This window comes from Flavobacterium sp. Root901, assembly GCF_001429765.1.
Lineage (GTDB): Bacteria > Bacteroidota > Bacteroidia > Flavobacteriales > Flavobacteriaceae > Flavobacterium.
Genome location: NZ_LMJB01000011.1, coordinates 47,094 through 71,326, shown reverse-complemented (window position 1 = coordinate 71,326; position 24,233 = coordinate 47,094). Strand labels below are relative to the sequence as shown.

14 protein-coding genes are annotated in these 24,233 nt (G+C 36.1%); all 14 read right to left on the bottom strand.

The window, feature by feature from the left end; all coding sequences use genetic code 11:
• Positions 1 to 83 precede the first annotated feature (83 nt).
• The 14 genes from ASE21_RS21120 to ASE21_RS21055 all read right to left on the bottom strand — a co-directional run bounded on the left by ASE21_RS21120 (position 84) and on the right by ASE21_RS21055 (position 24,086).
• On the bottom strand, positions 84 to 1,043 hold the full coding sequence (locus ASE21_RS21120) for a M20/M25/M40 family metallo-hydrolase (RefSeq protein WP_057124701.1): 960 nt from the start codon (positions 1,041 to 1,043) through the stop codon (positions 84 to 86).
• Between the two features lie 152 nt (positions 1,044 to 1,195).
• A complete protein-coding gene (locus ASE21_RS21115; RefSeq protein ID WP_057124700.1) occupies positions 1,196 to 1,528 on the bottom strand; it encodes an L-rhamnose mutarotase in 333 nt (110 codons plus the stop codon).
• 10 nt (positions 1,529 to 1,538) lie between these two features.
• The gene (locus tag ASE21_RS21110; RefSeq protein WP_057124699.1) at positions 1,539 to 2,588 is read right to left on the bottom strand and encodes a sialidase family protein; all 1,050 of its coding nucleotides are present in this window, start codon (positions 2,586 to 2,588) and stop codon (positions 1,539 to 1,541) included.
• A gap of 90 nt (positions 2,589 to 2,678) precedes the next feature.
• Complete coding sequence (locus ASE21_RS21105) at positions 2,679 to 4,277, bottom strand: SusD/RagB family nutrient-binding outer membrane lipoprotein (protein WP_057124698.1); 1,599 nt, start codon at positions 4,275 to 4,277, stop codon at positions 2,679 to 2,681.
• A gap of 17 nt (positions 4,278 to 4,294) precedes the next feature.
• The gene (locus tag ASE21_RS21100; protein WP_057124697.1) at positions 4,295 to 7,381 is read right to left on the bottom strand and encodes a SusC/RagA family TonB-linked outer membrane protein; all 3,087 of its coding nucleotides are present in this window, start codon (positions 7,379 to 7,381) and stop codon (positions 4,295 to 4,297) included.
• 263 nt (positions 7,382 to 7,644) lie between these two features.
• Complete coding sequence (locus ASE21_RS21095; RefSeq protein WP_057124696.1) at positions 7,645 to 10,305, bottom strand: glycoside hydrolase family 3 N-terminal domain-containing protein; 2,661 nt, start codon at positions 10,303 to 10,305, stop codon at positions 7,645 to 7,647.
• A 12-nt stretch (positions 10,306 to 10,317) separates the two neighbouring features.
• The gene (locus ASE21_RS21090; RefSeq protein ID WP_057124695.1) at positions 10,318 to 12,561 is read right to left on the bottom strand and encodes a GH92 family glycosyl hydrolase; all 2,244 of its coding nucleotides are present in this window, start codon (positions 12,559 to 12,561) and stop codon (positions 10,318 to 10,320) included.
• A gap of 4 nt (positions 12,562 to 12,565) precedes the next feature.
• Positions 12,566 to 14,050: an alpha-L-fucosidase gene (locus ASE21_RS21085; protein ID WP_057124694.1), complete on the bottom strand. Its 1,485-nt coding sequence runs from the start codon at positions 14,048 to 14,050 to the stop codon at positions 12,566 to 12,568.
• A 109-nt stretch (positions 14,051 to 14,159) separates the two neighbouring features.
• Positions 14,160 to 16,478, bottom strand: coding sequence for a family 20 glycosylhydrolase (locus ASE21_RS21080; protein WP_057124693.1), 2,319 nt, complete (start codon positions 16,476 to 16,478; stop codon positions 14,160 to 14,162).
• 5 nt (positions 16,479 to 16,483) lie between these two features.
• Positions 16,484 to 19,627 (bottom strand): glycoside hydrolase family 2 TIM barrel-domain containing protein, encoded by a 3,144-nt coding sequence (locus ASE21_RS21075; protein ID WP_057124692.1) that lies wholly within the window; start codon positions 19,625 to 19,627, stop codon positions 16,484 to 16,486.
• Positions 19,628 to 19,769: 142 nt separating this feature from the next.
• A complete protein-coding gene (locus ASE21_RS21070; protein WP_128414738.1) occupies positions 19,770 to 20,792 on the bottom strand; it encodes an isoaspartyl peptidase/L-asparaginase family protein in 1,023 nt (340 codons plus the stop codon).
• A gap of 164 nt (positions 20,793 to 20,956) precedes the next feature.
• Positions 20,957 to 22,036 carry a putative glycoside hydrolase gene (locus ASE21_RS21065; RefSeq protein WP_057124690.1) on the bottom strand — a complete coding sequence of 360 codons (1,080 nt, stop codon included), beginning with the start codon at positions 22,034 to 22,036 and terminating at the stop codon, positions 20,957 to 20,959.
• Between the two features lie 6 nt (positions 22,037 to 22,042).
• On the bottom strand, positions 22,043 to 23,113 hold the full coding sequence (locus ASE21_RS21060; protein ID WP_057124688.1) for a carbohydrate-binding family 9-like protein: 1,071 nt from the start codon (positions 23,111 to 23,113) through the stop codon (positions 22,043 to 22,045).
• A gap of 7 nt (positions 23,114 to 23,120) precedes the next feature.
• A complete protein-coding gene (locus tag ASE21_RS21055) occupies positions 23,121 to 24,086 on the bottom strand; it encodes a glycoside hydrolase family 130 protein (protein WP_057124686.1) in 966 nt (321 codons plus the stop codon).
• Between the last annotated feature and the right edge of the window lie 147 nt (positions 24,087 to 24,233).

Genomic DNA, 24,233 nt, shown 5'->3' with positions numbered 1-24,233 from the left:
ATTGATAAACACATATAAATAAAAAGTAAATCACCTATTGACGCGAGCATCTCATCGTGAAAACAATCAAAATAGATATGATTCTAATCCTGATTTATAAAAACCAACTCCTCCTCATAATCCGCAATACTTACCAAAGCATTATAAATATACCTACTCACCAAAGCGCCGCCTTCAAAATTAATTAAATCAATATCATCTTCCGGAGTGTGATATTGCGGATGACCGCCTGTGTGAAAACCTACTGCAGAAATTGAAGCTTTGTAAAACGAAACATGATCAGATCCGCCAACATCTCCGGCGAAAACAACAGGATTTAATCCGCTGTTTTGGCCCAGATTTTTCATTAAGTCGACTCCGTTTGGGAAAGTTCCTGCGCCACCCATGTAGAGTTGTTTTTCGGCATTTAATCTTCCTACCATATCCATGTTCAGCATTACTTTTACAGCTTCTTTCTTGACTGGTAAATGGTTAATGAAATATTTCGAACCTAATAAACCTTCTTCTTCTCCGCTGAAAGAAACAAAAATAATACTTCGTTTAGATTTGATTTTCATCTTAGAAACTTCTTTCAGAATACAAAGCAATGCCGAAACTCCAGAAGCATTATCATCAGCTCCGTTGTGAATCGCAATAGTATCTTTCTTTTTGCTTCCGGAACCGCTTCCGCCCCAGCCCCAATGATCATAATGTGCGCCAATAACGATAAATTCATTTTTGAATTTTTCATCAGAACCTTCAATATATCCTAAAACATTTTGAGTCGAAACACTGTCGGATTTTGTTTTGTTGATTCCTTCTTTTACAAATACTTTAAAAGGCTGATAATAATTACTATTAAATTCCTTTAATCCATACTTTTTAAAATATTTTTTGATGTAAGATGCTGCATCGTTATTTCCTTTTGTTCCAACGAAACGACCTCCTAATTTATCTGAAGAAAGATATTTATCGTGTTTATAAAATGTCTGAGCTAAGTTACTTTTTTGAGCATTTGCAATAAAATTCAAAAGCAAAAGACTCAGGATAAATTTAAATTTCATAATTAAGGTGTCTAAAAATTGGTACACGAATGAAACAGATTTGCTTTCGCAAAGGCACGGAAGTACACAGATTTTTTTTTAATTTCTAAAATAAAAAATCCGTTTTAATCAGCGCTTTCGCGAAAGCGAATCCGTAAAATCTGCGTGCGAACTTATTTAAGTTCAAAAATTTTATCCATTAAAATCCATTTTTCTCCGGATTTTGCCTGCGGAAGTGCTTTTTGGAATTTCCACATTAATGTTTCCCATTCCTGCACTTTCGGATTTTCGGCATCTCGTTTCTCTTTTTCTGCAAATGAGAAATTATCATCAGCTTCAATAATCATAAATAAACGATCGCCCACATTGTAAATCTCTAAATTGGTAATTCCCGAATCTTTAATACTTTCGCTGATTTCCGGCCACACATTTTTATGGTATTCAATATATTCTGCAATTAAATCAGGGTGGTTATTTAAATCTAAGGCGAGACAGTATTTTTGCATAATTTCTGTTTTATTTTAAATCGAATGTTGTGTGCTTTATAAACTTTCGATTATAAGTGTACAAAATATGTATTTTTTTATCGGAAGTCTGAATAATGGCCGGATAACTGAATTCCCCTTCTTTTTGGTTTTCAAGGTCAAATAATTTTTTCCAGTCTAAACCGTCTTTTGAATATTCAACATCGAGAACATTTCTTCCGTTAAACCAGTCTTTTCCCATTTTAAGCGGATTATTGACCAATAAAAATGATTTATCAGATAAAGTTACCGCATCAACTCCGGAGTTTGAATTTACAACATTTATACTGTCGGTTTTCTGCCATGTTTTTCCGTTATCTTCAGACCATGATGAGATCAATTTATTGTGTCGGCTTCTGGATAATATCTGGATTTTTGTATCAGAATGTACTAAAAATGTCGGCTGAATGATATCAAAATTTTTCTTGTCATTAATATCTGTAATCGTCCATTTGCCTGTGGCTTCTGTGTAAGTTTCTATAAAAACTCTCCATTTATTATCGTCGACACTTTCGGTACTGCTTCCGCATAAAATGATTCCGGGAGTTGTTTCGATTGGCTTGTTCCTGATTGGACCTAAAATTCCTTTTGGCAGATATTTCGTTTCCCCCCATGTTTTTCCATCATCTTTAGAAACAATCATAGCGCCAAACCATTCTCTTGGATTTTTTCCGACTTTATAAAACAAATATAAGTTTTGCACTTTGCTTTTAAACAAAACCGGATTCCAGCATGGCAGTGTATCTCCGTCTTTAATTAAAGGTTTTATAAGTTCTTTTGGTGCCGACCATTTTTTGCCTTTATATGATGAAATATAAATACCAACATCTTTTGCGCCTTCGTATTTACCGCCAAACCATGCTGCTAATAATGAATTACCTTCTAATTCTACTAATGTTGAGGCGTGGCTCGCTTTTGTAACCGGATTTTCTGCAATATAATTTTGTTTGACATTCACTGCTTTTGGTTCGTTTTGAATTGATTTACAAGCCAAAAAAACAGAAACAAGTAAAACAATTGAACCGTATTTTTTTAAATTCATACTCTGACTTTTATATAAAACAAAAGGAGAGTTTCCTCTCCTTTTGAATTTTTAAGTAAAGATTGTGTGCCTCTTTACTCAACCAAATAATTATTTTGTATCCCACCAAAGTTTTGTTCCTCCAGAATCTGCACCTCCAAGTTTGGAAATTCCGTCTGTAACTGCATCTTTGTTTGAAGAATATTCGTTAGTAACATAAATGATACGTTTCATTAAAGTTTTTCCAACTCCCGGTTCATTGTTATCCGTGTTAAGCGGCGCGTAAATAACTTTTGCATCACTTCTTCGTAAATCTGCCCACGCTTCCCAAGATTCAGGGAAAATAGCTAAATACTTTTGAACTGCGATTTGCGTACGCTGGTTTGCTTCTGTAGAAGACCATGCAACAGGCAGTTTAACCGGAATATCATGCAAATCTAATGTTGGGTAAACAGTAAGAACGTTTGGTAAAGTTGGTAAAGTCGATCCTGCAATATAACTGTTGATTTCGGCTGTATTGGTAATTCCCCATTGTTGTAAAGACAATCTAATTCCTGTCTCGTACAAACTTTGAGCAGTTCCGCCCATGTTCCATCCGTTTAATGCACCTTCTGCTCTGCTTAAATAGTTTTCAGAAGCCATGAAGATTTCAATATTTTTAGATTCGCTTAAATTGTTAGCAGCACCATTCCCCATAACATCGTTGTTGAATGCTGAGAATTTAGTAGTTCCAAATTGATCTTCTAAACCTCCAACCGGCTGTCCTCTGTAAACTGGAGTAGCAGCTGAAGCATCAAGTGGAGCAAACCATTTTGCTAAACGAGGGTCATTATATCCAACTAAAATACTTTCCATAGATGCGGTCATAGTATAACCCCAGCTGTTTACAATCATATTTAAGTTGTTTGGTGTAATATTGCTTGCTTTGAAAAATGCACTTTGATCGTTTGTCTGCATTACTCCTGCAGCTACAGCTGCTTCTGCTTCTGTTTTTGCTTTTGCAGGTTCTTTATCAGAAATTCTTAAAGCTAAACGCAGTCTCATGCTGTTTCCAAAAACTCTCCATTTATCTACACTTCCTGCATAAACTCTGTCGTTTGGCTGAAATGAAGCCACAGTGGTTACAGATGAAGAACTTAATGTAGCGTTTGCTTCGTTCAACAATTTAAAAAAGTCTGCATAGATAAATTCAACGCTGTCATAAGCTACTTTTTCTTTTCCATTTCCTGCTTCTGTGTAAGGAATTGGTCCGTAAGCATCAACCATTTGGTTGTACATAAAAACTTTCCATATTTTAAGAATGGCCAAAGCTTCAGCATTTCCTTCTGATGCCTTAATAGCATTATTCAAAGCCGGCACCGCAACTGTATAAAATCTTGTCCATCCGCGGCCTTCGTAACCATTTACGAATGCGTTTCTTTCAGTACCATATCCACAATTTAAATAGTGAATAAAAGTTGAAGATAAAATACCTGTAGCAATACCCCAGGTTCCCTGATCATCAACTCCGGGAGACGAATACGATCCGTTATGAATACCTGCATAAAGCGCTGATGCAAATGAAGGTCCTGCTAAAGTAGCATCTAACTGATCTTCAGTCAATGAATTAGGATCTTTGTTTATTTCATCAAAATCGCCACTACAGCTTGACAAAATAGAAACTGCCATTAATGCAACTCCTAATGTTTTTATTTTAAAACTATATTTCATGATGTCTCTTTATTTAATTAAAATCCAAATTTAACATTAACTCCATAATCTCTCGTTGAAGGAATGTTGAAAGATTCTATACCCTGCAGGTTTCCTGTTCCTGCTCCTGCTTCCGGATCAAAATATTTTGCTTTGTTCACGAAGAAGAATAAATTTCTTCCTACCAATGAAAAATCAATATTTGTAAATCCTGAATTGCCCAATATACGTTTTGGTAAAGAATAACCAAATACAAGTTCTCTTAATCGAATATTTGTTGCATCATAAATAAATGGTTCTGCGATAGGAGTTCTTTGTCCAATTGCTGTCCAGTATTGTTCTGCAGTAATGCTCGTTGTATTTGGAGAGTAAGTACCGTTTCCATTTGCAACAACCCCATCTACTATAATTCCGCCTTGTCTTCCGTCTAGAGTAACTTCACTAACTCCTAAACCAGCTTGTCTCGCCTGAGTGTATGAAATAACCTCACCGCCAATTCTAAAATCAACTAAGAAACTTAAAGAGAAATCTTTGTATTTAAAACTGTTTCTAAAACCTCCGGTCCAGTCCGGATTAAAGTTTCCTGCACGAACATCGAAACCATTTGTTGCTAATGGAATACCTGCACTATTTACAATGATATTTCCGTTTGGATCTCTTTGAAAACCTTTAATATATAAATCTCCGTATTCGCCGCCCTCAACTACTTTACTTCTTACCAAACGTCCTTCTCCAAGAACTAACTCATCTCTTCCGTCATAAATCGATTTTACTTTTGATTTATAAGAAGCATAGTTGGCTGTAATATCCCAGCTAAAGTTTTCTGTTTGAATTGGAGTTGCTGTAAGTGTAAGCTCGATACCTTTATTTTCAATATCTCCACCATTTACAATTGCTCTTGAATAAGAAGAAGATTCTGGCGTATTGATGTAGAAAATCTGGTTATCTGTTAAAGTATTGAAATATGTAAAATCTAAACCTAAACGATTGTTGAAGAATCTAATATCTGCTCCAAACTCTGTAGAAGAAGAAATCTCTGGTTTCAGGTTAGGATTCGCTTTTGTGCTTTGTCCGTATAACATACCTCCGTTTCCTCCAATATAAGAAAATCTTTGCTGTGTCTGATAAGGATCTGTATCGTTACCTACTTGTGCATAAGAAGCTCTTAATTTTGCAAAACTAATTGTTTCCGGCAATTTAACCATATCCGAAATTACGGCTGACAAACCTACAGAAGGATAGAAATAATCTGTTGGTAAAGTAGATGACCAGTCATTTCTTGCTGTTAAATCCAAGAATAAATAGTTTCTGAAACCAATTTGACCAAATCCGTAAACAGAGTTAATTCTTTTTTCTGAAGCTGTAGAAGTAGATTGAACTGTTTGTACATTAGACAATGCAAAATAGTTTCTTTTGCTTAAAACTCCTCCTGAATTTAAAGCTGAATTGTTTTGCTGAAGTGAACTCGCACCTGCATTAAGTCCAACAGAAAAATCTCCAAATTTCTCGTTATAAGAAAGCAAAGCATCAATATTTAATTCACTTACTGTTTCATACGATTCACTGTACGAACCTAAGTTGCTGTTAAATGCATTTGTTGCATATCTGTTTCTTACGTTTTTGTTTGTCATTTGGTCTAAACCTGCTCTACCTTGCAAACTTAACGTTTTTGTAAATTCATATTTAAGAGAAGCTAAACCAATAAATCTGTTTCTTTTATCTGTACGTGCGTCATCTCTTAAAGCAGACCAAAATGGGTTTCCGCCCGGAGATCCGGTTTCGTCAAGGAAATAGTTTACTTGTCTTTGTCCTGCTGCATCAAAATATTCAAAATTTTTGTAGTCATTGTAAGCGATACTACGAGGTAATAAATAAGCTGATGTTCCAATAGATTCTTCACCTGTTCTTAATAAGTTATCAATATCCTGAACAATGTAGTTTGTTTTTACATCCAATGATAATTTATCTGATATTTTACTTGTCAGCCTTAAGTTAAGATTGTGTCTGTCTAACTGGTTTCCGCCAACAATACCTTCAGCACGGGTGTTAGTGTAAGAGAAGTACCCTTGTGCTTTTTCGTTACCTGCAGTAACTGTTAAAGTATTAGCCAGGTTATAACCTGTTTTGTAAAAATCAATAACGTTATTTGGCTGTGGAGAATAGCTTTGTGTAGCTGGTCCTGCATAATTTGGGTTACGTACTAACTGCCAGTTTGAAACCTGACTTCCGTCTAATCTTCCTCCCCAGCTTGAACTTGAATTTGCAACGTAAGCACCATTTGTTCCCTGACCGTACTCATTTTGTAAGTTCATCAAATTGTAAGCAGATGAAGCCATAAAATTAGACGATAATGTAACTGATGTTTTTCCTGCTTTACCGGATTTGGTTGTAATTACGATTACACCATTACTCGCTCTTGATCCGTAAAGTGCTGCTGCAGATGGTCCTTTAAGTACTGTCATCGAAGCAATATCTTCCGGATTAATGTTTGAAATACCATCTGGCTGAGTAGTTCCTCCTGTATCAATATCAGGATTTGTCGTTGTTGTACCATTACTAATCGGCACACCATCTACTACATAAAGAGGCTGGTTATTACCGTTAAGAGATCTGTTACCTCTTAATGTAATTCTTGAAGAAGAACCAACACCATTTGAAGTTGTAGAGAAGTTAAGACCGGCAACTTTACCAGAAAGTGAGTTGGCAACGTTTAATGATCTTGCTTCTGAAAGCTCATCTACAGAAACATTTTGTGCTGAATACGTAATTGCTTTTTTCTCTCTTTTAATACCAAGAGCGGTTACTACTACTTCTCCTAATTGTTGTGTTGCAGCTCCTAAAGCAACATTAATAGTAGTCTGGGTTCCTACTGGCGCTTCTTGTGAGGCAGAACCGACATAAGAGAAAACCAAAACTGCTGATTGATTTGGAACCGTGATCGTGTACTTACCATCAAAATCTGATGATGTACTTGTCTTTGTTCCTTTAACAACAACATTTGCTCCAGGGATCGGAATTCCGCTTTGAGCATCTGTTATCGTTCCTTTTACTGTTGTTTGTGCTTCCAGATTTTGAAATCCAAATAAGCATATCACAAACAGTAATTTTAGTACGTTCTTGATCATATTTAGTTGTTTTTTGAGTTAATAACATGTTAAACTTAAGAATACATTTTGTTAACAGGATAAAATTTCGACAAATGACAAGTTTGAAAAGGTGTTGGTTGCACATTTATCTTTTGAGGATACGAAAACGTTTTAAATTGTAATCTTAATCCTCTTTATTTACTGGTACTGCATTGAATAAATCGGAGCTATTTATTGTTTCTTTAACAGCATTCTTTTCTAATCTTCTTAATCATTAAACATATTATTCGATTTTACAGATTTTAGTTCAAAACCCTGAAATTGGTTTTAAGTAGATCTGTAGAATTTCCACCCACCATTACTTCAAAATCTCCCGGTTCAACAACGCGCTTCATTTCTCTATTCCAGATGGATAACTCATCAGGTGTCAGTGTAAACTCAACCGTTTTTACTTCACCTTTCTTAATATTTAGTCTTTTAAAACCTTTTAATGTTTTTTCAGGAGTTGTAGTGCTACTGTAAACATCATTTATATATAATTGCACCACTTCATCTCCGTCTCTGTCTCCGGTATTTTTAACTTCAACCGAAACTTTAATTTCTCCGTCTGCTTTAATTTCTTTTGAGCTGATTTTTAAATTTGAATATTCAAACTTCGTATAACTCAATCCGTAGCCGAATGTATATAAAGGATGTTCGCTCTCTGCAACATATCTGTGAATCGCAGATGGTTTTTGATTGTAATAAATTGGCAATTGTCCAACAGATTTTGGAACGGTTATAGGAAGTCTCCCTGCCGGATTATAATCTCCAAATAAAACATCGGCAACTGCTCTTCCTCCTAACTCTCCCGGAAACCAGCCTTCGACAATAGCCGGAATATTTTCGCTGATCCAGTTGGTAGAAAGCGGACGGCCGTTTAATAATACACAAACTACCGGAGTTCCTGTTTTTTGAATGGCTTCAATAAGTTCTTGCTGCATTCCGTGTAAATCTAATGAAGCAACGTCTCTGTTTTCTTCTACCAATTCATTTGATTCTCCTAAAACTACAATAGCAACATCAGCTTTTTTAGCAATTTCTACGGCAGGCTGTAAGTTTACTTTTTCTAAATTCCAGCGTAAGTGCGCTCTGGCTCCCCAGCCGCCTTCCCACATTTCTATGCGGACTTTGTATTTTTTTCCTGCTTCGATATTTTTTGGAGTCGTAACAATACTTGTAGCACCTTTTGTCCAGTTGTCGATTACCAATTGATCGTCAATCCACATTCTGATCCCGTCGTCAGAACTAAGTCCAATCCAGCCGTCAAAAGCTTTATCCGATTTAATAAATCCTGTCCAGCGAATAGAAAAATCATCGTCATTAACACCAACACCTGGAGACCAGGGCCAGTCAAATTCCAGTTGATTGTCTATACGTGTTAATGCCGGGGTTCCTTCTACATTTCTGTTATTGAAATATTCCGCTTTTAATCCGTTTTGAGTTTCATCCGGAGTAAATAAGTATTTAGACGGAATTACCTGCCCCATTACGATCAACGGAACTCCTTCTTCGTACATGACATTTGTTTTGGCGCCGACTACTTCTTTAATTCCTTCCAAAACCGTTTTTCCAACTTTATTATGAACCGAATATCCTCCTAAACGTGAAGCATTTCCATTTGGACCAATAACGGCAATGTTTTTTATCTCTTTATTTAACGGAAGTGTTTTGTTTTCATTTTTCAATAAAATCATCGATTTATGCGCCGCTTCCAGAGCAACATCCTGATTTTCCTTGGTATGAAAACGTTCTTTGATGAGGTTTTTATCAGTATAAGGATTTTCAAATAATCCTAATAAAAATTTCAATCTTAAAACTCCTCCGGCAGCACGGTCTATCTGCTCCATCGTTAGTTTTTTTTCATTTACCAATTCTATAATGCTGTTTTGCCAAAACTCATTGGTAAAATCATAAAACTGCATATCAACTCCTGCAGAAACCGCTTCTCTAATACTTTCTTTTGGAGAACTGGTCACATAATGTGTGGTCTGCAAATATTTAATGGCACCTAAATCTGAAACTACAATGCCTTTAAAACCCCATTCTTTTCTCAAAACATCTGTTAATAACCAATGATTGGCTGCACAAGGAATTCCGTCTAATTCAGAGTACGCACACATTGTTCCTAATGCTCCGCCTTTTCTAAATGCTTTTTCAAATGAAGGAAGATGATCTTCTCTCGCTGAACGTTCTCCTACCAAAATTGGCGAAGAATTTCCTCCTGCCTGCGGAATACCATGAACGGCAAAATGTTTGGGTTCTGCAATAATCGAGCAATCAGATTTTAAATCATCACCCTGCATTCCTTTAATAAATGCCAGACCAATTTCGCTGTTTAAATAGGCATCTTCACCAAAAGTTTCAGCAACACGTCCCCAGCGTGGTTCGCGCCCTAAATCTAAATTTGGTCCCAAACCAAAATGTACTCCGTGTGCCCTTGCTTCCATAGCAATAACTTTTCCCACTTTGTCTATTACATTTACGTCCCATGTGGCACCAAGACCAATGTTCATTGGGAAAGCCGTACTTCCGTCGTCTAAATAACCGTGAAGCATCTCGCACATAATAAGTGCCGGAATTCCCCATTTATTTTTCTTAATGATTTCGCTTTGAAGATCATTAATCATTTTAGACGAACGCGGATAAATGTCATGAATCGCCCCAATTCCAAGATTTCCAATTTTCGCATCCGATTTTGATTTGGAAAAATCTTCTTTTTCTTTAAAAAATTCGCCCTTGTACATATCCATCTGACGAACTTTTTCCTCAAGCGACATACGGCTTAATAAGTCTTTAACCCTGTCTTCTGTTGGTAATTTTGAATCCTGATACGGGTATTTTTTCTGGGCATGGATTGGGTTAAAAAAACCTACAGCCATTACAAAAATAATGGCTGTTTTTTTGATTTTGAGTTGTAACATAATGGTGAGAGTTTAATTTTGAATCACTTTCAAAGTTTTTCCATTCACAAAATCATCGTGTGAAATAAAATAGCTGTTAAGTGATTTTCCGTTTATTTCTATTGCTTTGATTTTTCCGTCTGTATTGACTTCTTTTTCAATCACAATATTTTCATTTTTATAATATTTCGAATCTAATTTGATTGTTATTTTATCAAACATTGGCGTAGTAATGGTATAAATTGGATCGCCCGGAGAGATTGGGTAAATTCCCATCATGGAATAGACTAACCATGCCGACATTGTTCCGGTATCGTCATTTCCCGGCAGTCCTTTTGGCTGGTTCAGGAAATATTCATTTACCAGTTTTTTAACCATTTCCTGACTCTTCCATTCTTCTCCTTTTATATAATTGAATAAATAAGGATAAGCAATATCAGGCTCGTTTGCCATATCAAATTGTTTGAGATCAAAAACCTTTTGCAGCTGATCTGAGAAAGCTTTCTCGCCGCCCATTAATTTCATTAATCCTTTGATATCATGCGGTACCATAAATGCATATTGCCAGGCATTCCCTTCGATAAATCCTACATTTGTCTGAAAATTAGAACCTGCTTCCGGGTCAAATGGCTCGTACCATTTTCCGTTAGCAGTTCTTGGACGAAGTAATTTTAAATCTTTGTCATATAATTTTCGGTACGACAGTGAACGTTTAGTAAAACGTTTGTAATCTTCTTTTTCACCCAAGGCTTTCGCCAAAAGTGAAATCGCATAATCTGAAGTATTATATTCCTGCGTTGTCGAAACTGGACCGGAATAATTGGTTGATAAATATCCTTTTTCGATATATTCTTTAAGTCCCGGACGCAGCGGATTATGTTCAATTTGATCCGCACCTTTTAACATGGCATAATAGGCTTTGTAAATATCAAAATCCTGAATTCCTTTTAAGCAGGCATCAACAATAACTATACTTGCCGGATCTCCAACCATTGTAAAAGTTTCTGTTGAATTTAATTCCCATTTTGGAAGCCAGCCGTTTTCATCATACATTTCCAGCATGCTTTTTATCATATCAGACTGCTGCTTTGGATAAACCAACGAGGTTAACGGATGCATGTTTCTATAGGTATCCCACAATGAAAATACAGTGTAGCGCGTGCCTTCGGTTTTACCAATTTTACTTCTTTTAATCTTCGGGTATTCTCCGTTAAAATCATTTAGAGTATTAGGATGAATCAAAGTGTGGTACAAAGCGGTATAGAAAATCGTTTTATCGTCTTTTGAACCTCCTTCTACCAAAATTTTAGATAATTCTTCGTTCCATTCATTATAAGTATCTTTATAAACGGCATCAAAGGATTTGTTTCCGGTTTCCTTTTCTAAATTTTCACGCGCATTTTCGATGCTTACATACGAAATCCCAATCTTTACTTCAACCTTTTCTTCTTTATCGAATTTATAGGTGATATAACTTCCAATACTATCACCCACAACGGTTTTGATAGTATTTTCCATCATTCTTGTTTTTCCATTGTAACCCATCCATTGTGCTTCAACTCCATTGTATTTTGAAGGTTTTTTCCAAACGCCGAATTTGTCTGCAGGTTTAGAAAATCTAGCTACAAAATAAACTGGATAAGCATCTTCCGGACTATTGTAACAAAAAGAACCCACAGAGCGCATTCCCTCAATTTCTGTCGAAGAAACAACTTTTATCATCGAACCTTCTTCATTCGTTAATCCTAAGCCCAGATTTAATAATATATTAGACTGCCCTTTCGGGAAAGTGAATCTGCTTACGCCGACTCTTTTTGAAGCTGTAAATTCGCCTTTAATTTTGTATTTAGTAAGATCAACACTGTAATAACCGGCTTTTGCCACTTCATTAGAATACGTTGTGCCGTACTTTAAATGATTTGTTTCGACATTGCCGGTTGTGGGCATCAATAAAATAACACCCAATTCCGGACAGCCTACGCCGCTTAAATTTACGTGACTGAAACCGGTTAAAAAGGTATTTTCATTCACATACGGATTCGAAAGCCATTGGCTGTCTTTTTCCATAGGGGTATTTTTTATTCCGGCAACATTAAACGGACTTATACTTGCCATGCCTCTCGGCGCAATTGGTCCCGGAAAAGCGGCACCATAATTAGACGTTCCAATAAACGGATTTACAAAATCAGCAGGATTTTGTGCAAAAATGATGATGCTAAAAAACAGCATGTAAAAACTACACGCTGTTTTTGATAGTATTTTTTGTATCGAAAACATATTTTTATCTGTTAATCGCTTCAATTTTTAAAGTCCATGCTTCTTTTGCAGGTAAATTATTTCTTAAACTTTCCGGAATTACTACTTTAAATCCATTTCCTTCTTTTGTCCATTTTAAAGAAGTTTTAGAACCTAACATTGTAATTTTTGTTCCTTTTTTAGGGCTGATAGATTTTACTGTAACCACTGCAGGAATTTTATCTTCTCCTTCTTTTGCCAGATAAAAAGCAAATACATTTCCGGCTTTATTTTGTGTAAAACATATATTATCTTCTTTAAAAGGCTCTATTGGTTTAGTTTCATAAATCGCTGTACTGTTTACTTTCATCCAGTCTGCATAGGCTTGTAATAAATCGTAAGCGCCTTGCTGCCATTCTCCTTCCGGACTTGGTGCAACATTTAGTAATAAGTTTCCGCCTTTTGCTACAATGTCAACTAACATATGGATACCTTGTCTTCCGGTCATGTATTTTGCGTCGGGCGTATAAGACCATCCTCCGCCAGATGTAATGCAGGATTCCCAAGGATAAGGAAGCGTTTTTGCCGGAACACGTCCTTCGGGAGTTAAATAGTTTTGGTTTTTTCCGTGAACCGCACGGTCAACTACAATTAAACCCGGCTGTTTTTGACGCGCTTTTACAACTAATTCATCCATTTTTGGATCCTGATCGACTACTCTGTGTTTAATAAAACCGTTTTTAGATTCGTTTTCAGCAAATTTCTCGTCATAGTTTTCTTTTAAGTTCTGCTGATCTCTTTTTCTTACCCAGCCTCCATCAAGCCATAAAATATCTACTTTACCGTAATTGGTCAGGATTTCTAAAATTTGATTGTGCGTAAAATCCACATATTTCTGCCATTTTTCAGGATATAATGACGGATCGTAATTTACGTTTCTGTCGAAAGGAGGAAAATACGGGTCCCAGTAATTTTCGTTATGCCAGTCTGGTTTAGAAAAATAAGCACCGGTTGAAATATTTTCGTTTCTGAAAGCAGTAAAAACTTCTTTTAAAATATCTGCTTTTGGATTTGCACTAAAAGGACAATCTTTGTCAGTTACCTTATAATCAGAATATTTAGTATCGTACATATTAAATCCGTCATGGTGTTTTGTTGTAAAAACCATGTATTTCATTCCGGCAGCTTTTGCCGCTTTTGCCCATTTTATCGGATCAAATTTTGTTGGATTAAAAGTCTTTTTTAAACCTTCATAATCTGCAACATATTGGTTATAATTAGCTGGATTACTTCCTTTTTTACGCTCGCACCATCCATAATCTTCCGGACAAATTGACCATGATTCTACAATTCCCCATTGGCTGTAAGTTCCCCAGTGCATTAATAATCCAAACTTTTTGCCCTGCCACGCTTCCAGGTTTTTCAGCACCAGCGGATCCGTTTCCGGTACGTAACGCTCATCTTCATAAATGGCCTGCGAAAACATTTGTACGGAAAATAATAATGCGATTATGAATATTCCTTTTTTCATCTTTATTCTATTTATAGTTTTTTGTTTTTGTTAATTGTAAAATTCACATTTAAGATATTGAGACAAAGTATCCTTCCCAACTTTGTCAAAGTTCGAAACGTGCTAGTATTTAATTCACTAAAATCTCATCTACAAATAACCAAGAATCTTCTCCTTTCGGACTTTTCTTAAGGTTATAAGCGATGACTTTTACAAATCTTGTTGTTGTTTTTGTGAAATTGATTTTGAAATCTTTCAGTTCCGAAGTCACATTTCCTGCGTACGGACGTGTTATTTTACCAACTTCTTTGTATTTGATTCCGTCATTTGAAACCATAACTTTAATCTTTACAGGAAAATTAACCCCAGATCCCTGACTTTCTAAAGTCCCCACAATTACCTGCTCAACACTTTCCGGTTTTTCAAAATCAATAACTGTTTCCATATCATTTCCCAGCCACGCCTGCCATTGTCCGTCGTGAAAATTTTTGCTTCCTCTAATGGCGTTTACCATTGTATAGGCATCTCCTTTATAGTTTTGATTGTATGGTGTTAAATATTTTACTTTTTGCGCTACGGCTTTATGGAAAATTATGGTGTCTGTAAAGGTTTTTCCAATTGGTTTATCATCCTGAAATAAAGAAGCTTTTAGTAAAGTTGTTTCGTTTAATTCAATTGGATTTAGGTATTTTACAGCATGATGATCCATGCTTTTATCTCCTAAAACATATCGAATATCAGGATTTGGAAATTCGTTTTTTAGCGTAATATTGATTTGTTTTCTGGCAATATCAGCGTTTGATGCTGCTGTAACCAGATAAGCACTTTTAGCATAATTAATTCCCAGATAATCGTATCGGCTTAAAAGCGGTTTTAATCTTGTTGTAAAATCATTCCAGTTACGGCTTTCTTTTGAGCTCCATAAAACTTCGGATAAAGCTGCTAACCTTGGAAAAATCATATACTCAGAATCTTTTGGCCCGGAAAGATGTTCCGCCCATAAATTGGCTTGTCCTCCTAAAACATGATTGGCTTCAACAGGCGACATTTCCGGCACAACAGGATCAAATTCATACACTTTGCTTAATGGTGTATAACCGTCAAAAGCTAAAGGTTCTTCGTTTTGAGGTCCCTGATAAAAATTAAAATAACAATGTGACTCAGGAGTCATAATAACGTCGTGCCCCTGATCTGCTGCTTCAGTACCGCCTTTTGTACCTCTCCAGCTCATAACTGTGGCTTCCGGAGCTAAACCTCCTTCAAGAATTTCGTCCCATCCAATTACTTTTTTGCCTTTAGAATTGATATATTTTTCAATACGTTTTACAAAATAACTTTGCAGTTCTTCGACGTTTTTCAGACCTTCATCCTTTATCCTTTTCTGGCAGTGCGGACATTTTGCCCAATTGGTTTTTGTAGCTTCGTCTCCTCCGATATGAATATATTTTGATGGAAAAATTGCCATTACTTCATCTAAGACATTTTGTAAAAACTCAAATGTAGATTCTTTTCCAGCACAATAAATATCGGTAATTGGCCAGACTCCGCCAGACGGAACGCCAATGCGCTGGTCAAAACAAGCCAGTTCCGGATAGGCTGCTATGGCAGAGCTTACGTGTGCCGGCATTTCGATTTCAGGAATTACTTCGATATTTTTTGATGCTGCGTATTTTACAATTTCTTTTAACTCTTCCTGAGTAAAAAATCCTCCGTAAGTTCCTTTTTCATCAGGGCTTGTAGTTAATCTTGCGTTCCATGATAAGTTTTCCTGATCGACTCTCCAGGCTCCAACCTCGGTTAGTTTAGGATATTTTTTTATTTCGATTCTCCAGCCCTGATCGTCTACCAAATGCAAATGCAGTACGTTCATTTTATGCATTGCCAAACGATCGATTGTAGTCAGAATGTAATTTTTATCAAAAAAATGACGTGATAAATCCAGCATTAATCCTCTCCATTGAAAACGCGGTTCATCGTTAATCGTAACATTTGGAATCTCCCATTTTGCAGACGAAACCACATAATTGCTTTCAATTGCTGTTGGCAGAAGCTGTCTGATCGTTTCTAATCCGTAAATAAAACCGGCATTTCCTTTGGCCGTAATGGTAACTGAATTATTGATTACCTCAACTTTATAAGCTTCTTTATGAAGATTTGGATCAACCTTAAACTGAATAAAATTGTTCTGTGGTGCTTTTACACCCATAATAGGACGCCAGCCCGCAGCAGTTTGAAATTTATTGATTAAGGCATTCGAAATATCTTTTTGAAAATCTGTAGTGGAAACAAAAACAGTATTTTTAGAAAACTCAAAACTTCCCGGCTGAATCAATAACTGATTTGGTTTTGGAATAATCTGAATGTCTTTTGCAGTAAAATTTTTTTGACTATAACCCGAACTTAAAAAAGTAAAGAAGATTAAGACGAATAAGGGTTTTAATGATCTCATAATTATTATTTTAAAGATGGTGTTATTTTAAATTCATACTGATATTTTTTGCCTCTCAAAAGGTATTTTTCCATTGGCCAGGCCTGCCAGCTGTCGATTCCTCCTACTCCCATTTGTTTTGAATCAATCTTTAAACTGGTTAAATCTCTTTCTTTTAATTCGGCAGCATGTCTTTGATCTTTCTGCAAACCGTCGTCTAAATCTTCATTTAAAAAATGCAAAGCGGTTACGGCCAATAATTCGTCAGAGGTTACGGTAAGTATTAATTTATCGCCTGATAATTCCAGAAAACGAACATCAGTTTTATTTCCGGTTTCCTGCGGGCGAATGTATGGATAATACTGTTCTGAAACCGTTTGTGTGTACAGTCCAACTTTTGAACTGTAATTTCTGTCGATGTAGTTTTCGTGCGGGCCTCTTCCGTAATATGTCATAGTGCTAAAATCTTTCGGAACAATTACTTCCATTCCAAATCTTGGCAAAATTGGCTGTTCTTTATCTTTATCTATATTCAAAGTTTCTTTTACAACTAATTCACCATTTCCGTTTAACTCATAATTCAATTCTAAAGTCGAAGAAACCTGAGGCAAACTGTAAGCTGCTTTTACTAAAATTTTATTATCTTTTGTTGGAGAAACCGTCCAGTTTATGAGTGTTGGATTTTCTGTCGCATCTTTCCATGCTTTTAAGTTAATCTGAAAATTAGCTCCAAAATCATTATCATTTGGTGCTCTCCAAAAATTAGGACGCAATTGATATCCTTCTTTTATAATTGGCAGATTATTGAAGGAATAACCGCTGATAAATCCGGTTTTTTTATCGAAAGTAATCTCAGCTTTATCACTTTTGAAAACCGTAGCATTGGCTTTTTTCTCTATAATAATTTTTGAAGCGCTTTCAATTTTAATATCATTTTTCCAGCTTCCTTTATAGGTCAGTTGTTCTGTTGCAATTTCGAAACCTTTTGGCAAAAACGGTTCTTCCTGTTTTAACTGATAACTGATATTAATAAAAGCTTCCTGAAATTTTTTATCTCCTAATTGAACTGGCAGGATATAAGTTTTTGTCTGACCCGGATCGATTGCTAAATAATCGATAGTGCCTGATGCCTCTTTGACTCCATCTAAAATTAATGACCAGTTCAAAGCAACATTGCTTAAATCTTTAAACGAAAATTCGTTATATACTTTTATCGCTGCTGTTTCCTGATTTTCCCACGAAGTCAGAATGTTTTGATATACATTTCGTACTTCAAGAGCATGCGGATTTGGCTTTCTGTCTACCGTAAAAACTCCGTTGTTTACGAAGTTATTATCGCTTTTAACGTCTTTTGGACCAAAATCTCCTCCATAGGCTAAAATCGTAGTTCCGTTATCCAGTTTTTTATAAACCGACTGATCGATCATATCCCAGATAAAACCTCCCTGAAAGTTTGGATATTTACGGATTACATCCCAATAATCTTTGAAATTTCCCATTGAATTTCCCATCGCATGCGCATATTCGCACTGAATATAAGGCCTTGTCGGATTTGGATTAGCCAAAATATATTCTTCCATTTTATTTGGAGAACTGTACATTGGGTCAATAATGTCTGAATCCCATTCAAATTTTAAATCCTTGCCGTCCCACGCTCCTGCAGTTGCTCTTTCGTATTGAATTGGCCTCGATTTATCACGATTTTTAATCCATAAATAGCCTCTGTAAAAGTTATAACCGTTTCCGGCTTCGTTGCCCATACTCCAGATAATAATGGAAGCGTGGTTTTTATCTCTCTCGATCATTCGCTGCATACGCTGAATGTGAGCCATTTCCCAGTCCGGTTTATTTCCAAGCGTTTTTGTGATGTCATACCCCATTCCGTGCGATTCTATATTCGCTTCGTCAACTACATAAATTCCGTATTTATCACATAATTCGTAGAAATATTCGTCGTTTGGATAATGCGACATTCTTACTGCATTGATATTAAATTCTTTCATCAATTTAATATCCTGCTCCATTCTTTCTCTGGAAATGGTTTGTCCCGTAATTGGATCAACTTCATGACGGTTTACTCCTTTTATGTAAATCGCTTTTCCGTTTACCAAAAGCTGTCCGCCTTTAATTTCTACTTTTCTAAATCCGATTTTCTGCGGAATAACCTCGATTACATTTCCTTTTTTATCTTTTAAAATAAAAATTAACTGATATAAATTTGGAATTTCGGCACTCCATTTTTTCGGATTTTTTACTTCTAATGAAAAAGCCTCTTTTAATGAATTTCCATTTATCGTAATATTTTTTGAAGCTGCAACTTTTCCTTCGTCTTTTAATTGTACTTCTAAAGTGTAAGTTTCTTTTTTATCTAAATCAGAAAATTGAGTCGTAATTTTCAAACTTCCGTCAACATAATCTGCGTCTAAATCCGGAACAGCTTCAAAGTCATTCAAATGGGCTTTGTTTCTCGCCACTAAATAAGAATCGCGGGTAATTCCGCTCATTCTCCACATGTCCTGACATTCTAAATACGAACCGTCATTCCATTTCATTACCTGAAGCACAATTGTGTTTTTTCCGGTTTTTACATATTTATTTAATTTGAATTCAGAAGGTAATTTTCCGTCTTCGCCATAACCCACATAAACACCATTTACCCAAACGGTCAAATTGGATTTTGCTGTACCAATATGAAGAAAAATATCTTTTCCTTCCCAGGATTTGTCAATTGTAATTTCTCTTCTGTAAACTCCTGTCGGATTATATTTTGTTGGAACAAACGGCGGATTTGGCGCCATTAAATAATCAAAATCGTAAGTTGTATTTACATAAACCGGATATCCATAACCATTTACATCCCAGCTTGCCGGAATTTTAAAATTATCCCATGCATTATCGTTAAAATTGTTTTTTTCAAAATCTTTTGGAAGCGCAGCCGGATTATCAACATATTTAAATTTCCATGCTCCGTTAATGTCAAGATAATTTTTAGATTGTCTCCAGTCGTTTTTAGCTGCTAAGGTTTCGTTTTCAAAAACATAATAGGCAGCGTGCATAGGCTCTCTATTATCTTCATTGATTTTTTCATTCTGCCAAAACGGAACTTTTTCCTGCGCATTAACAGATAAAACTGAAAGTAATAAGGTTAATATGGATATTGATTTTTTCATTCTTTATTTTTGTTTGAACACATAGCCCCGATTATTATCGGGATAGATTGTGAGAGAAAATCTATATTTCTATGTGTTTAAATTTATTCGCGATTCAACTTTGTTAAATTTAAAACTTTGACAAAGTTCCCGCATCGTATTTTTATTTATCCCACGACATTTTAAATTTAGCATCTTCCATTCGGTGTCCTTTTTCATCGTCAGAAACAGCAAAATTAAAACCTGATCGCAAACTGTAACCAGCATATTCTCCGTTTTTATTTAAGGCAATAAAACCAACCTGCAGATATTCCATGTCTTTATGGTTTTTATGTTTGTTGTAAATACGTTCTGTGATTTCTTTACAGGCATCAAAAGGTGATTTTCCCTGACGCATTAATTCGACCACCATGGCACTTCCTGCGGTCCTGATAACGGCTTCTCCTAAACCGGTTGCTGCTGCAGCTCCCACTTCATTATCCAGGAAAAGACCCGCGCCGATTATTGGGGAATCACCGACGCGTCCGTGCATTTTCCAAGCAGCACCGCTCGTGGTACATCCGCCCGAAAGGTTGCCTTCCTGGTCTAACATCAGCATACTTATAGTATCGTGGTTTTCTATATTAATAACAGGTTTATATTTTGAATCTTCCAGCCATTTTTTCCAGTCTTTTTCAGATTCCGGAGTCAATAAATTTTCTTCTTTAAATCCTTCTGACAAAGCAAACTGCAATGCGCCTTGTCCGGCCAGCATTACGTGCGGTGTATTTTGCAGCACTCTCTTTGCAACAGAGATTGGATGCATAATTCCCTGTAAAAAACAAACCGAACCGCAATTACTGTTGTGGTCCATGATACAAGCGTCAAGTGTTACTTTTCCTTCACGGTCGGGATAACCTCCATAGCCTACACTGCGAACATTAGGATCTGCTTCAGGAATTTTCATTCCGGCTTCAATGGCATCCAAGGCTGGTTTTCCGGCTTTTAATTGTTTCCACGTTTCCTGATTTGCAGGAAGTCCGTGATTCCATGTCGAAATAACAACTGGTTTTTTTACTTTTTTTGGAGAAAAATCTATTGTATTTTCTTTCCCTTCTTTTTCTTTCGCAAATCCGCTAAAGCCTACAGAACTTACAGCTGCTGCACCTAAAGTTGCTTTTTTGATAAAATCTCTTCTATTTGACATGCTGTTTACTTTTATCTTTGTCTTAATTTTTTATTCAACACATAGAAACATAGTTTTGAAACTTTATAAAAGGCGTTTCACTTGCATTAACAAACATAGGTATGTGTGGAAACTTTTATATTTTTTATTACACACATTTTAATCTGTTTCTATGTGTTTAATCTCTATTTTAAACTTGCTTTTGTTTCTCTGATTGTCTTTAAATTGCTTTCAGACAATGCATTTCCGTCAAAGAAAGAAACTCCGACTGCTCCGTTTTCTTTAGCTGCCAAAATAGCTTGTTTCAGTTCTTTATCATTTTTCAAACCCGGAATATAAATTCCTGTATTGATTTTTGTCTTTTTATTTTCTAAATCAGTAACGCCTTGTTTGGTAGCATATCCAACCCAGTCTATTTCTTCATTATAAAAACTATGGTAAATCATTGGATATACTTCGTCAATATTCCATTTGTCCCAACGCTGCCGAACCATGTGATCTGCCATTTCAGGATAAGGAAATACTGCCGCCGTTAATTGTTTATTGTATTTGTGCGCAATTTTATAAGCATCATCGACAACCGCTTTTATCGCATTTAATCTGAAGTTTTTCCACTCCATATCGATAGATGTATTATGACTTTCTTTTGGATTTTTGTGGTGGATTTTTTCGAATGCTTTCACACATTCATCACAATAACAAAAATCAAATTGAGGCAGTTCTACATCCTGAACCAAATTGTATTTGGGCAGTAAACTGATTGGCAGGAAGATGTCCGGGAAACGAATATAATCTAAATGAACACTTTCGATTCCCTCTACTTTTGCCAGTTCTTCTACTAAATGTAAAACGTGTTCCCTTGATTCTTTTCTGGTTGGACATAACCATTGATAATAATCGACATAAGGACGGTTATCAAAACAGGATTTTCCTTCTTTGCTTACCTGATACCATTCCGGATGCTGTAATGCGACAGAATCTCCGGGTCTGTTCATGGCCATAATCCAGGCATGAACTTTTAAGCCTTCTTTTGCGGCAAGAGGCACTATTCTTTTTAAAAGTCTGGGATCAGTTGTTGTATTGATTAATACTTCGTCAATTCCGCCGTTCTTGTATTTTTTGAATTCTTTGGTATAATCTGCATCAGATTTTTTGGCATCTGCGGTTGTCCAGACACCAAATTTAAATGCGGTTGGTTCTTCTTTTCCGGCACAGGAAAAAATGCTCAGCGCCAATAAAAAAAGTATTAGTTTTGGTAGTTTCATGGTGGTTTACTTTGTTATTATTCTGCCATCCTGCTTTATAATAAATGTTTGATTAGAAAAAGGGCTTTTTACTGCAATATTATATCCTGCAGAATGGTTTTCTAAAATAGGTTTTAAAACTTTATTATCAACCGTGATGCTTTCTTTTTTTAAATTTGCCAGCGATCGTGCCCACATTTTATTCTTCTGAAAATATTCTTTTTGAGCTCTGTATAAATTGTAAAGTTCCCATTTTACTTTTTCGTCCTGCGGAATTGTAAAGGTATCTTTTCCTTCTTTGGAAGAAAAATAAACATAGCCCCATTTTTCCGGTTCATGCATATTGATTACTCCTATGGGCGACCAGACCCAGTTATATTCCGGAAGAAATTTTCCGTCGTCATCTTTTTTACGCTCGTATTTGCCGTCTACAATAGAATGCTGCCAGTTTACCCTTGAAAAGTTGACTCTCCAGAATTTATCCGCAGGCACATTCTGATCGAAATAAGAGGTTTTATAGGCTGCCCAGGGAATTGCCATTTCTAAAACCCAGCCCTGATCTGTATCATTCGGATTATTAATTGTTCCCTGAATTTTTACTGCAGATTTTAAACCGGTAAGATTCCAGTCGTTTAAAACTACGAGATCATTTTCTCTGTAAGGTTTTGATAAAAATAGATCCCAAGCAGTGTTCAAGGCGTTTATTTCTAATTCGTAATAGTTAAAAGTGTCGCTGTCGGGATCTATAAAAACTTCGAAGTCATTGTTGTAAAAAATAATGGTATCTCGCTGTTTTAAATTGGCCCAGACATGCGGTTCGTCAATCTTTGCTAAAATATAAAAATTCGTTTCGTCCCACAGCATTTTAACTTTTGTTGCATACTTGGGTTTAACGCCATTTTCTATATCTTCAAAAAGATCTGTCCAATCTGCTTTACTCCACGAGGCATCTGTATCTTCTCCATCTATTGTAATTGGATCAGCAGTTTTGGCTGCGACATATGTTTTAGGAATAATGCCATTTTTTTTTGACTGCGCAAAACCCGCAATCGAAAGAGAAAATAAAACAACTGTTAACCATTGAAATTTTAAACGCATGCCTTTACTATAAACTGTTATCTTTTGTAAACTGAATTACTTCACTTAACTTACCAAACGCAATTGCTACAGCGGTATCTGCTGCACCATAATAAACGGCTAATTTATCTTCCTCTGTATCATGTAAAGCGGCACAAGGGAAAACTACATTTGGTACATCACCTACCATTTCATAAATTTCTGCAGGTCCTAATAAATACGGTTGTGTCCTGTATTTTACTTTATCAGGCGAGTCAAGATCTAAAAGTGCTGAACCCATTGCATAACGGAAACCGTTGCAGGTATTAATAACTCCGTGATAAATCATTAACCAGCCTTCGTTAGTTAAAATCGGGATTGGCCCTGCTCCAACTTTGGTACACTGCCAGGCGCTTTGTTCGAACGGACTTGGTTTCATAACCAGTCTGTGTTCTCCCCAATATTTCATATCCGGGCTGTAGCTGATCCAGATGTCTCCAAAAGGCGTATGTCCGTTATCACTTGGACGGCTTAACATGGCATATTTACCGTTGATTTTTTGAGGGAATAAAACTCCGTTTCTGTTGAATGGAAGAAAGGCATTTTCGCATTGAAAAAACTCTTTAAAATCAAAAGTATATCCAATTCCAATGGTTGGTCCGTTGTAACCATTACACCAGGTAATCCAGTAACGATCTTCGATCCACACCACACGCGGATCATATTTATAAGCAGATTCGATCATGTCTGTATTTCCGGATTTCATCTCAATAGGTTCGTGGTTGATATCCCAGTTGATTCCGTCTTTACTGAAACCGGTAAAAATATTCATTTGAACCGCTTTATTGTCACATCTGAAAACTCCCGCATATCCATCTTCAAAAGGAACTACAGCACTATTAAAAATACTGTTTGAGGATGGTATTGCATATCTGTCGATAATTGGATTTTCAGAATATCTCCACATTACATCTTTACTGTTTTCGGGTCTGTCTTGCCAGGGAATACTGCTCATTTTTTTTATTTTTTATTGTTTTGTTTTTTTATTCTCTCTGTTTTGTCATTTCGACGAAGGAGAAATCTCCGTAAGAAGCTCCTTCTCGTTAGTCGCCAATCTTTGTAGAGTTTCTCGCGGAGATTTCTCCTTCGTCGAAATGACAAA